A 13,020-nucleotide genomic window follows, 5' to 3' on the forward strand; every position below is an offset into this window, starting at 1 on the left:
GCACGCCACGGAAGACGTCACGGAGGACGTCACCGAGGACGTCACGGAAGCGGAGGAGCCCCCCGCCTCGCGACGGCGCAACGTCCCTATCCCGCGAAACTCCGGCAAGAATCTGCGACCCCCTTGACGTGGACGCGCCCCCAGCTTCTCCTGATTCTCTATGCTCAGCCTAAGAGTATCTCGGGTGCGACGGGCGTGCTTCGTGTTCGGCATGCTGGCGATGACCGTGGGGTGCGGGAGCAGCGGACCCCCTGACGATCCCGAGCCGATCGGGGCCGCGACCGGGGCGCTCACGGGCAACGAACCGGACCTCGTGATCTCGAGCGCGAGCGCGCCGCCCAGCGTCCTGCCGGGCGGCTATTTCACGACGTGGGTCACTGTGTGCAACCAGGGCAACTCGGCGAGCTACGGCACCCAGGTCGAGGTGAGCCTGTCGGACGACGACATCATCACACCGTCGGATCCCATCACCGGCTATGCGCCGCTGGGGTATCTCGACGCGGGGCAATGCGTCGAGCTCGGCGTCCAGACCGCCGCGGCCGTGCCCGATGGCGCGTACACGCTCGGCGTCGTGGTGGACTCGTTCGAGCAGGAGATCGAGCTGTCGGAGACCAACAACACGGCCGTGGCAGGCGAGATCGGCGTCGGCTTCGCCCCGGATCTCATCGTGTCGGCCGTGAGCGGCCCGCCGAGCGCGCTCCCCGGTGGCGGCTTCGAGGTCCAGGCCACGGTGTGCAACCAGGGCACGACGCCGAGCCAGGGCGCGCTCGTGGATGTGCTCCTCTCGCCGGACGCCGCGATCGAGCCGTCGGATCACCTCCTTGGCGGCGGCACCCCGGTTCCATGGCTGGATCCTGGCCAGTGCGAGTCGGTGACCGTGCCCGTCAGCGCCAGTGTCCCCGAAGGCGCCTATCACCTCGGCGCGATCGCGCACGAGAACGGCTGGTACGCGGAGCTCATCACGTCCAACAACGCGCTTGCGGGCGGGCTGCTCGGCGTCGGCAATCGGCCGGACCTCGTCGTCTCGGCGGTGAGCGGGCCGCCGAGCCAGGTGCCCGGCGCCTGGTTCGACGCCTCGGTCACCGTCTGCAACCAGGGTACGCAGTCGAGCTACGGCACCGAGGTCGACCTCCTGCTCTCGCCCGATGGCGAGATCACGCCCGCCGATTTCCCGATCGGAGCCGGCGATGTGCCCAGCCTGGGCCCCGGACAGTGCTTCTCCGCGACGATCCCCGCGAACACGTACGTGCCCGACGGCGCGTACACGCTCGGCGCGATCGTGAACGTCCCCAATTGGACCCCCGAGCTCATCGAGACGAACAACGCCGCGGCGGGCGGCTCGATCGGCGTCGGCTACCAGCCGGACCTCATCGTGTCCTCGGTGAGCGGGCCGCCGAGCGCGATGTCTGGCGGCTCCCTCGACGCCTCGGTCACCGTCTGCAACCAGGGCACGCAGGCGAGTTATGGCAGCAACGTGGAGCTGTACCTCTCCTCGGACGCGATCATCACAGCGGCCGACGTGCCCATCGGCGGCGATGCGGTGCCGTACCTCGATCCGGGGCAGTGCACCACGCGGACGCTCCACGCGGGCGCTTACGCGCCTGACGGCGCCTACCACCTGGGCGCGATCGTCGATCGGTACGGCAGCGTTCCCGAGCTCATCGAGAACAACAACGCCGCAGCTGGCGCCGTGGTCGGCATCGGCTATCGGCCGGATCTCATCATCTCCTCGGTGAGCGCCCCGCCGAGCGCCCTTCCGGGCAGCGGCTTCGGCGCCACCGTCACCGTCTGTAACCAGGGCACGACCCCGAGCTACAGCGCCGCGCTGGAGCTGCGCCTGTCAGCCGACGACAACATCACGTGGGCCGACCCGCCCGCCGGCGGCGCCCAGGCGCCGTACCTGGAACCGGGGCAATGCGCCGCCGTGACCATCCCTGCGAGCGCTTACGTGCCAGACGGCGTCTATCACCTCGGCGCGATCGTCGATCTGTACGACGCGCAAGAAGAGCTGAACGAGGCCAACAACGCCGCGTCGGGCGGGCTGCTCGGCGTGGGCTATCGGCCGGATCTCATCGTCTCCGCCGTGAGCGGGCCGCCGACCCTCGTGCCCGGCAGCGGATTCAGCGCCTCGGTCACCGTCTGCAACCAGGGCACGACGCAGAGCTACGGCAGCGACGTCGCCGTGGTGCTCTCGTCCGATCAGGCGATCACGCCGTTCGACGCGCCCGCCGGGGGCGGCTATGTGCCCGGTCTGAGCCCCGGGCAGTGCGCCTCCGTCGCCGTGCCCGCGAACGCCTACGTGCCCGACGGCGCCTATCACCTCGGCGCCGTCGTGGACCCGGGCGGCTCGCTGCTCGAGCTCATCGAGACCAACAACGCGGCGGCGGGCAGCCTGATCGGCGTCGGCCATGGCCCCGACCTCATCGTCTCCGCCGTGAGCGGACCGCCGAGCGTGTTCCCCGGCGGCGGCTTCGACGCGTCGGTCACCGTCTGCAACCAGGGCACGCAGACGAGCTACGGCACCCACGTGGAGCTGCGCGTCTCCGCGGATGCGACGCTCACGACCGCCGACGCCCTCGCCGGCGGCGGTCCTGTGCCGTACCTGGATCCCGGCCAGTGCGCCACCGTGACGTTCCCGGCGAGCGCCTATGTGCCCGAGGGCGCCTACCACCTCGGCGCGATCGTCGACCCGCAGGGCGGCGTCCCCGAGCTCATCGAGACGAACAACGCAGGCTCAGGCGCGCTGATCGGCGTCGGCTACGGGCCTGACTTCACCGTCGCTTCCGTGAGCGGTCCGCCCAGCGTCCTGCCGGGCAGCGGCTTCGACGCAGAGATCACCGTCTGCAACCAGGGCACGACCCCGGGCTCCAGCATGGTGGAGCTGCGCCTGTCCGCCGACGCCACGGTCACGGAGGCCGATGCGTTCGCGGGCGGCGCGCCGACGCCTACCCTGGATCCCGGCCAGTGCGCGGCCGTGACAATCCCCGCCAGCGTCTACGTGGCCGACGGCGCCTATCACCTCGGCGGGATCGTCGATCCGTACGGCGGGCAGCCCGAGCTGATCGAGGCCAACAACGCGACGCCGGGCGATCTGATCGGCGTCGGCACCTGGCCCGACCTCGTCGTCTCGGCCGTGAGCGGGCCGTCGAGCGTGACGCCCGGCAGCAGCTTCAACGCCGCCGTCACCGTCTGCAATCAGGGCACGACCCAGAGCTACGGCGCCGACGTCGAGCTGCTGCTGTCGAGCGACGGGGCGATCACGCCCTCGGACATGCACGCCGGGAACGGCTATGTCCCCGGGCTGAACCCCGGGCAATGCGCCTCCGTCGTCGTGCCCGCGAGCGCCTATGTGCCCGAGGGTGCCTACCACCTCGGCGCGATCGTGGACCCGAGCGGCGCGCTCGCCGAGCTCATCGAGACCAACAACGCCGCGGCGGGCAGCGTGATCGGCGTCGGCCACGCGCCGGATCTCGTCGTCTCCGCCGTGAGCGGGCCGCCGAGCATCATCCCTGGCGGAAGCTTCGACGCGTCGGTCACGGTCTGCAACCAGGGCACCCAGACGAGCTACGGCACCCAGGTGGAGCTGCTGCTCTCCGCCGACGCGACCCTCACGATGGCCGACTCCCCTGCTGGCAACGGTCCGGTGCCGTACCTGGATCCGGGCCAGTGCGCCACCGTGACCTTCCCGGCGAGCGCGTACGTGCCCGACGGCGCATACCACCTGGGCGCGATCGTCGATCGGGACAACTGGGTTCCCGAGCTCATCGAGACGAACAACGCCGAGGTGAGCGCCGTGATCGGCGTCGGTAACGGGCCCGACCTCATCGTCTCCGCGGTGAGCGGCCCGCCCAGCGCCATGCCGGGCAGCGGCGTCAACGCGTCCGTCACCGTCTGCAACCAGGGCACGCAGCCGAGCTACGGCACCGACGTGGCTCTCTACCTGTCCGCCGACGCCGCGATCACGGAAGACGACACACCCGCAGGCGGCGGCGCCGTCCCCTTCCTGGCGCCCGGGCAGTGCGCCTCCGTGCTCGTCTTCGCGAGCGCCTATGTCCCCGATGGCGCGTATCACCTCGGAGCGGTCGTCGATGTGAACGACTGGCAGGAAGAGCTGATCGAGTCCAACAACGCCGCCTCGGGCGGCCTCATCGGCGTGGGCTTCCGGCCCGACCTCGTCGTCTCGGCCGTCAGCGGACCGCCCAGCGCCCCGCCGGGCAGCGGATTCGACGCCTCCGTCACCGTCTGCAACCAGGGCACGTCCCCGAGCTACGGGGTCGACCTCGAGCTCTTCCTGTCGAGCGACGACGCGATCTCGCCCGCGGACATCCACGCGGGGAGCGGCTATGTACCCGGCCTGAGCCCTGGACAGTGCACCTCCGTGCTCGTTCCCGCGAGCGCCTATGGGCCCGACGGCGCCTACCACCTCGGGGCGATCGTGGACCCGAGCGAATCGCTCGACGAGCTCATCGAGAGCAACAACGCTGTGGCGGGCAGCGTGCTCGGCGTCGGCTTCGGGCCGGATTTCATCGTCTCCGCCGTGAGCGGGCCGCCGAGCCTCGCCCCGAATGATAGCTTCAACGCCGAGGTCACTGTCTGCAACCAGGGCACACAGGCGGGCCACGGCGGCGACGTGGAGCTCCGCCTCTCCTCGGATGCGACCATCACGACGGCCGACTTCCTGGCCGGCAACGGGCCGGCGCCGTTCCTCGCGCCGGGCCAGTGCGCCACGGTGACCTTCCCGGCGAGCGCGTCGTACGTGCCCTGGGGAGCCTATCACCTCGGCGCGATCGTCGATCCGTACGGCTGGACTCCCGAGCTCATCGAGACCAACAACGCCGCGGCGGGCAGCGTGCTCGGCGTCGGCTATGGCCCGGACCTCATCGTCGCCGCGGTGGAGGGCCCGGCCAGCGCCCTCCCGGGCAGCAGCGTCAACGCCGAGGTCACCGTCTGCAATCAGGGCACGCTGCCGAGCTACGGTAGCGAGGTGGAGCTGCGCCTTGCGGCCGGCGACCAGGATGCCAGCACCGGCTTCCACGCCGGAAGCGCGCCGGTGCCATACCTGGATCGTGGCCAGTGCACGGTCGTGATCATCCCCACCTACCTGGCGGCGCCCGACGGCGCCTATCACCTCGGCGCCGTGGTGGACCCCTACGGCTGGATGCAGGAGCTCATCGAGACCAACAACACCAACGCGAGCAGCGTGTTCGGCGTCGGCAGCCGGCCGGATCTCATCGCGTCCGTCGTGAGCGGGCCATCGATCGCCGCGCCGGGCAGCGGCTTCAACGCCATCGTCACGGTCTGCAACCAGGGCACGACCCCGAGCGGCAGCACGAGCGTCGATGTACTGCTGTCGTCAGACCTGGCCGTCACGCCCTCCGATATCCACGTCGGCAACGACGATGTTTCCGGGCTGAACCCTGGCCAGTGCGAGAGCGTCACCGTGGCCGCCGGCGCCTACGCTCCTGACGGCGCCTATCATCTCGGCGCGATCGTGGATCTGAACGGCCCGGTCCAGGAGCTGATCGAGACCAACAACACCACCGCCGGCGACCTGATCGCCATCGGCCACGGCCCCGACCTCATCGTCTCGGCGGTGAGCGGCCCTCCGAGCGTCGCGCCGGGCAACCTCTTCAACGCCTCGGTCACCGTCTGCAACCAGGGCACGGAGCCGAGCTCCGGCACCGAGCTCAACCTCTTGCTCTCACCCGACGGCGCGCTCACGCCCGCCGATGTCCCGATCGGCGGCGGCTATGTGCCCTACCTGAACCCAGGGCAGTGTTTTTCCACGACGATCCCCGCGAGCGCCTATGTGCCCGACGGCGCGCACCACCTCGGCGCGATCGTGGACCCGTACGGCGCGGTCGCCGAGCTCATCGAGACCAACAACGCCGCGGCGGGCAGCGTGATCGGCGTCGGCTACCAGCCAGACCTCGTTATTTCTGCGTTGAGCGGGCCGCCGAGCGTGATCCCTGGCGGAAGCTTCGAGGCGTCGATCACGGTCTGCAACCAGGGCACCCAGCCGAGCTACGGCACCCAGGTGGACCTGCTCCTCTCCGCGGACGCGGCCCTCACGATGGCCGACGCCCCTGCTGGCAACGGTCCGGTGCCGTACCTGGATCCGGGCCAGTGCGCCACCGTGACCTTCCCGGCGAGCGCGTACGTGCCTGACGGCGCCTATCACCTGGGCGCCATCGTCGATCGGGACAACTGGGTTCCCGAGCTCATCGAGACGAACAACGCCGACGCGAGCAACCTGATCGGCGTCGGCAACTGGCCCGATCTCATCGTCTCCGCGGTGAGCGGCCCGCCCAGCGCCATGCCGGGCAGCGGCGTCAACGCGTCCGTCACCGTCTGCAACCAGGGCACGCAGCCGAGCTACGGCACCGACGTGGCTCTCTACCTGTCCGCCGACGCCACGATCACGGCAGGCGACATACCCGCCGGCGGCGGCGCGGTCCCCTTCCTGGCACCCGGGCAGTGCGCCGCGGTGCCGGTCGCCGCAGTCCTCTATGCTCCCGACGGCACCTACCACCTCGGAGCGATCGTCGATGTGAACGACTGGCAGGAAGAGCTGATCGAGTCCAACAACGCCACCTCGGGCGCCCTCATCGGCGTCGGCTTCGGGCCGGACCTCGTCGTCTCGGCGGTCAGCGGTCCGCCGAGCGCCCCGCCAGGCAGCGGATTCGATGCCTCTGTCACCGTCTGCAACCAGGGCACGCAGCCGAGCTACGGCGTCGACATCGAGCTGCTCCTCTCGAGCGACGACGAGATCACGCCCGCGGACATCCACGCCGGGAACGGCTTTGTGCCCGGCCTGAGCCCTGGACAGTGCACCTCGTTGCTCGTCTTTGCGAGCGCCTATGGGCCCGACGGCGCCCACCGCCTGGGAGCGATCGTGGACCGGAGCGAGTCGCTCACGGAGCTCATCGAGACCAACAACGCCGCGGCGGGCAGCGTGATCGGCGTCGGCTCCGGGGCGGACCTCATCGTCTCCGCCGTGAGCGGGCCGCCGAGCGTCGCCCCGGGCCATAGCTTCGACGCTGAGGTCACCGTCTGCAACCAGGGCACGCAGCCGAGCTACGGCACCGATGTGGAGCTGCGCGTCTCCTCGGACGCGGCCGTCACGACGGCCGACTTCCTGGCTGGCAACGGGCCGGTGCCGTACCTGGATCCTGGCCAGTGCGCCACCGTGACCTTCACGGCGAGCGCGTACGGGCCCGACGGCACCTACCACCTGGGCGCGATCGTCGATCCGTACGGCTGGGCTCCCGAGCTCATCGAGACCAACAACGCCACGGCCGGCAGCGTTCTCGGCGTCGGCTATCGGCCGGACCTCATCGTCTCCGCGGTGGAGGGCCCGCCCAGCGCCCTCCCGGGCAGCAGCTTCGACGCCGAGGTCACCGTCTGCAACCAGGGCACGCAGCCGAGCTACGGCACCGATGTGGAGCTGCGCCTGGCGGCCAGCGACCAGGCGGCCAGCGCGGGTGTGATCGCCGGGGGCGCGCCGGTTCCGTACCTGGATCCTGGCCAGTGCACGGTCGTGACCATCCCCGCCTACTCGGCGGTGCCCGACGGCGCCTATCGCCTCGCCGCCGTCGTGGACCCTTTCAGCTCGACGCAGGAGCTCATCGAGACCAACAACGCCAACACAAGCGGCGTGTTCGGCGTCGGCTACCAGCCGGATCTCATTGCGTCCGTGAGCGGCCCATCGTCCGCCGCGCCGGGCAGCAGCCTCGACGCCATCGTCACCGTGTGCAACCAGGGCACGACCCCGAGCGGCGGCACGAGCGTCGATGTGTTTCTGTCGTCAGACGGGACGGTCACGCCCTCCGATATCCCTGTCGGCAACGGCTGGGTCCCCGGGCTGAGCCCTGGCCAGTGTGAAAGCATCACCGTGGCCGCCGGCGCCTATGCTCCTGACGGCGCCTACCACCTCGGCGCGATCGTGGACCTGAACGGCCCAGTCCAGGAGCTCATCGAGACCAACAACGCCGCCGCCGGCGAGCTGATGGCCATCGGCTACGGCCCCGATCTCGTCGTCTCGGCGGTGAGCGGCCCGCCAAGCGTCACGCAGGGGAGCCTCTTCGACGTCTCGATCACCGTCTGCAACCAGGGGACGGCCGCGAGCTACGGCACCATGGTGGAGGTCCGGCTGTCGGCCGACGCGACGATCACGACGGCCGACTTCCTCCCCGGAGGCGCCTGGGTGCCGAGCCTCGCCGTAGGCCAGTGCGAGAGCCTCGTCGTCCCTGCCGACACTTACGCGCCAGCGGATACCTATACGCTCGGCGCCATCGTGGACGCCTACGGCGAAGTCCCCGAGCTCCTCGAGGGCAACAACGCCGCGGCCGGCGGCGAGCTCGTCGTCAGCTTCTGATCATCGCTCGCCAACCCCCGCGCGCCCCGCTAGTCTCGCCGCATGCCCCTCGACCCGCAGCGCCTCGCCCGTGTTCGCGCCCATTTCCTGGCGGCTGCCGCGCTCGTCACCGGCTGCGGCGGGAGCTCCGCGCCCGACCACACCATTAACGAACCGGCTCCCATCGACCACGTCCCGCCGACGCCGACCGCGGCGCCCACCGAGTCCTCGTCCTCCGCGACCCCGCCGGACGCTCCGCAGGCCAATCCGAGCGACACTCCGCCGGACGCGCCCGTGGACGTGAACACGCCCCCGCCTGCGCCGCCGACGGCGCCCCCTGCGTCGTCCTCCGCGACCGTGGGTCGTCCTCCGCCCGGCCAACCCCAGCTCCCGCCGAAGTCGCCGGTGCACATCAACACGCCGTCGCGCACGAAGCCGTGACGCGAGCGGCATCCCCCGCCGCCCCCCTCGCTCGCCGGCGGCCGCGCCCCATCCCCTCATGAACACCGCGTTCCCTCTCGGCACGACCGAGCGGCTCTTCGCGACGCTCCACCGCCGCTTCCTCGATCGCCATTACCCCGCGCCCCCGTGGGACCGCCTCGACCCGGCGGCGCTCCCGCCGGCCGACGTCGAGATCGCCCGCCTTGCGTGGGCCGGGCGAGCGGTCGCCGAATACCGCTCGATGATCGTCTTCGGCGAGCTCATCGCCCGCTTCGCCGAGATGCGCTTGCCCCTGGAGGTCACGACCGCGGCCTCGCGCCTCCTCCAGGACGAGGCTCGCCACACCGAGCTGTGTGCGCGCGCGGCGGACGCCCTCGGCGGCAACCACGGAGCGACGCTCGCCCCCTCGGATCTCCAGCTCCCGCGGGACGGCCTCCCGGCCCATCTCTTCGTTGCCCGGTGGACCGCATCGATGTTCTGCGTGGGAGAATCCGCGTCCGTCGGCATCCTCGACGTCCTCGAGCAGCACACCACCGATCCTTGTCTGCAGGTGGTCGTGGGCACCCTCCTCCGGGACGAGATCCTCCACGACCGCTTCGGCTGGGCGCTCGCGCGCCTCGTCTTTCCGCGCCTCACCGAGGACGAGCGCGACTGGCTCGCCGCCGATCTGGCGTTCTCGCTCGCGCACTACGACCGCATCCACGCCGGCGCCTCGCGCGCCGACGGCGAGCCGTTGCCCGAGGCGCCTCCGCCCGCCGGCCCGAACCTCGGGATCCCCTCGCGCCCGGCCGCGGCGCGCGCCTTCTACGACCGGATCGACCGCGTGATCCTCCCCTCGCTCGCCGCGCTGGGCGTGCCGGCGTACGAGGCATGGACGTTGCGCCTCGAAGTCCCGGCCCAGGCCGAGAATCGCTGAGACGGCGCTCGCCAACTCAAGCGCGAAACACCCGTGAGACGGGCTCGCCTATCAGCGCCGCGAGGAGGCGCTCGCCCTCGGGCCAGGGCCCGAAGCCGGCGTCGACGTTGATGTGCCCACACGGCCCCGCATGGATGAGCCGGCTCCCCCAGGCGCGCGCGAAGGCCTCGGCTCGCTCCGGGGTGCAGTACGGGTCGTTCGCGCTCGAGACGACCATCGAGGGGAACGGCAGCCTGACGCCGGGCAACGGGTGGAACGTCGACGCCTCGCGCGGGTAGCTCGGCGATTCGGTGTCGGCCGGCGCGACGAGCAGCGCGGCGCGCACGGGTCGCGCGCCCGGCGCCGCCCAGTGGACGACCGTGCTCACGCCGCAGCTGTGCGCGACCAGCACCGGGGGCTCGGCGCTGGCGGCGACCGCCCGGTCGAGCGCCTCGACCCACGCGCGTCGGTCCGGGTGATCCCAGTCGGGCATCTCCACGCGGCGCGCGAAGGAGAGCCTCTGCTCCCAGAGCGTCTGCCAGTGGCGAGGGCCGGAGCCGCTGTAGCCAGGGACGATGAGAAGCGAAAGCATCGTGACAAGACCTCCCCGCGAACGAAGAGGGTACAGAGGAAGCGGGTGAAAATCACGTCGTCACCCTCCGCTGACCCCGGAGCCACGTCGACCCCTCCGACGCGCGCCATGACGGGGCCGAGGTAGCCCAGGCGCGCCGGATTCATTCGATTTACACGACCTGTGGCAGACGCCGTGCGCGCCTCTCTTCATCCTCGTGGCTCGCGCTCGTGGCTCGCGAGGCGCAGTCACCGCCGAGACCACACCCCGCTGGTGGCAACGCGACGATGCGGCGATGCGGCGATGCGGCGATGCGGCGATGCGGCGATGAAAATGCCCTGCTACTCCCGCATGGGACTTCCATGTCCCTCGATTCCTGTGTAAATATGCCAGATGCTGTCGGCGCTGAATGTCCAATCGCCGCCGGCAGGATCCTCTTGGTTGCGAACAACGTGTGACCTTACCGTGAAAGGTGTTTCAATGAATCAAGGATCGTCTTCGAGACGTCTGTCCAGGAGCCGCGTCGGGAGCTCCCTGTCTGTGTTTCTCTGCGTGCCCGTGGTGGCGCTCGCGCTCGCCGGTTGCGGCGGCACGGAGCCCTCCTCTTCGTCCGAGTCTGACGAGTCCACGCCGAACGGGGACGAGATCATGAGCTGGGAGGAGTTCCAGGCGAACGTTCACCGCGACCCGCAGCGCGGGGTCTACATCATCGACGACGAGCAGGGGCTCAACGACGCGGAGCTGCGTGTCGTGTACGAGCGCTATGTCAAGACCGGAGCGCTCGTCGTGAAGCCGCTCGGACGGCGCTGACCGCGCCTCGCAGGGCTACGCCGCTACTGGACGCAGGTGCCGTCCTTCGTGCGGTTGTTCGTCGGGTAGCAATGATAGGACGTCTGGCCTTGCCGCGCCCCGCCCTGCGTGGCGCCATCCAGGCAGCACGATTTTCCGAGCCAGTGTTGCTGCGAGCTCTCGGCTGTCCAGTTGCACGCGTCGCCCGCCTTCACGCACGTCGGCTTCCGGCAGGTGCCGATGTTGGTGTTCTTGTCTTTCACGCACCGGGCTCTCCACGAGAAGGCGCCGGTATAGGGCGCGTCGTCCACCCCGTTCTCGCAGCATTCCACGTCCAGCTCGCACCGGCCTTCATCCTGGGGCACGCAGGCGGGATACACGCCTGATGGGACGGGCCAGACGGTCTTGCCCATGGCAGGGGTCAGGACCGGCCGGCCCTCGACCTGCTGCGTGGTCCCGGCCAGCGTGGTGCGGCAGATGGGCTCGAGCTCATTGACGGCCGCTTCCGAGAGGGCCCGGTACGAGTTGAGCGACCCCTTGTTCGCGTCGAGCCAGCTCGGCGCGATGCTCGCCCTGCTGTTCGGCGTGTTTGCCATGAGCCCCATGATCTTCTGCTCGGCCCAGAGCAGGCAGCTGCACATCTTCTCCGGATCCGACGCGCTCGGCAGGTTGACGGGCCATACCATGACCGACGCATCGTGATGGTTCAGGATGTGGTCGGCCTTGGCGTGCGTCTGGCGGAGGAGGCGGTCGAAGACGTTGGACGCAGAGCCCGTATAGTACTGCTGTCCGACGTTGGGTAACGTGCCGGTGAGGTGGTAGATGCCGAGCGTGCGAGGCAGATCGCGCCTGAGCGTATAGCGCTCGCGGCCGTAGTCGATGCCCCGGCGGATCGCGTTCTGGCCGCCGGCTGGCAGCTGCGCCGGCACGTCCTGGCTCGGCCGCAGATCCCAGTGCCGTCCCCACAGATTCCGGCTCGAGGGGAGGTCGTTCGGGCCTGGTCTGTCGGGCTTCCGCAGCTCGCGCTGCGCGCGCTCCGCCTCGGTCTCCGGATTGTTCTGCCGCTGCCGGGCGAGGAAAGCGTTGTATTCCTCGGTGGTCTCGAGGATCTCCAGCTTGTCGCCGAGGATGACGCGGACCCGGGAGGGCTTGATGTCCTTGCACACGGCCGCCATGTTGGCCGCCTCCTCTTCCGAGACCGGAAGCCGCTCGTTGAGCACGCCGTCGTTCCCCGGCCACGTGCTCGTCGCGGCCATGGCGCGCTGCTCCCAGTAGCGCACGCACATGCACGCGCTGTTGCTCGGGAAGTCGGCGAAGCGGAGCTCCCAGATCAGCACCACGAGATCCTTGGCGTTTTCGAGCAGGGGCACACCCGGAGCATGCGAGCTGACATCGTTGATCGGGTGTTTGGGATCCGTCAGACGATTGCGCAGGTTCCACGACGAGCCTACGTACCTGAAGGCCTTGTCGAAGCCGTTCGACTGGGCCTTCACGGAGTAGACGAAGTAGACCCCGGAGCCCGGGGGCAGCTTGCTGCGCAAGAGCGCGAGCGGGGCCCCGGACGGCGGCGACGTGCCGACCGATTGGGCCTTGGGCTGCGAGGTCGCCTTCTGAGCCTTCGGCTTCTTCTGAGCTTTTTGCGCCTTTGGCGCCTGCGCGTGCGCGACCACGACCGCCGCGCTGCCGAGCAGGAGGCCGAGGGCCATCAGGAGAGCTGCTAACCGTCTGCAATACGCGCGCATGGGACCTCCTGCGCATCCTCGATCGCTCATGGCCTCGGGGGATCGAGCCTCACGGACCCGCGCGCCCGCGGTCGTCTTTCGATCCATGGCGCGACACATGGTGTCGGGAGCACATGCGTCCAGGGAACGGCACGGCTCACGCTCGTGTCAAGAGCGCGCTCGCCCCCCGGTACCGCGATACCGCCGACGGCTCGAGCCGCCGCGCCCTCGCCGGCCACGATCGACA

General features: G+C 70.2%; 6 protein-coding genes. 4 read left to right on the plus strand and 2 right to left on the minus strand.

Going from position 1 to position 13,020, the window contains the following annotated elements:
* Positions 1-184: 184 nt before the first annotated feature.
* The 3 genes from WMF11_RS30360 to WMF11_RS30370 are packed head-to-tail and all read left to right on the plus strand — an operon-like array spanning position 185 to position 9,713.
* The gene (locus WMF11_RS30360; RefSeq protein WP_437973185.1) at positions 185-8,377 is read left to right on the plus strand and encodes a CARDB domain-containing protein; all 8,193 of its coding nucleotides are present in this window, start codon (positions 185-187) and stop codon (positions 8,375-8,377) included.
* A 42-nt stretch (positions 8,378-8,419) separates the two neighbouring features.
* Positions 8,420-8,797: a hypothetical protein gene (locus WMF11_RS30365; RefSeq protein ID WP_437973186.1), complete on the plus strand. Its 378-nt coding sequence runs from the start codon at positions 8,420-8,422 to the stop codon at positions 8,795-8,797.
* Positions 8,798-8,855: 58 nt separating this feature from the next.
* On the plus strand, positions 8,856-9,713 hold the full coding sequence (locus tag WMF11_RS30370; protein ID WP_437973187.1) for a hypothetical protein: 858 nt from the start codon (positions 8,856-8,858) through the stop codon (positions 9,711-9,713).
* Between the two features lie 16 nt (positions 9,714-9,729).
* On the opposite strand, the gene WMF11_RS30375 is transcribed toward WMF11_RS30370, so the two are convergent.
* Positions 9,730-10,284, minus strand: coding sequence for an RBBP9/YdeN family alpha/beta hydrolase (locus WMF11_RS30375; protein WP_437973188.1), 555 nt, complete (start codon positions 10,282-10,284; stop codon positions 9,730-9,732).
* Positions 10,285-10,803: 519 nt separating this feature from the next.
* Between WMF11_RS30375 and WMF11_RS30380 the strand changes: the two genes are divergently transcribed.
* Positions 10,804-11,073 carry a hypothetical protein gene (locus WMF11_RS30380; protein ID WP_437542234.1) on the plus strand — a complete coding sequence of 90 codons (270 nt, stop codon included), beginning with the start codon at positions 10,804-10,806 and terminating at the stop codon, positions 11,071-11,073.
* A gap of 23 nt (positions 11,074-11,096) precedes the next feature.
* Here the strand turns inward: WMF11_RS30380 and WMF11_RS30385 are convergent, their stop codons facing one another.
* Positions 11,097-12,758, minus strand: a complete 1,662-nt coding sequence (locus WMF11_RS30385; protein WP_437973189.1) for a hypothetical protein — start codon at positions 12,756-12,758, stop codon at positions 11,097-11,099.
* Between the last annotated feature and the right edge of the window lie 262 nt (positions 12,759-13,020).

The sequence above is a fragment of the Sorangium sp. So ce295 genome (genome assembly GCF_051527405.1).
Taxonomy (GTDB): domain Bacteria; phylum Myxococcota_A; class Polyangia; order Polyangiales; family Polyangiaceae; genus Sorangium; species Sorangium cellulosum_B.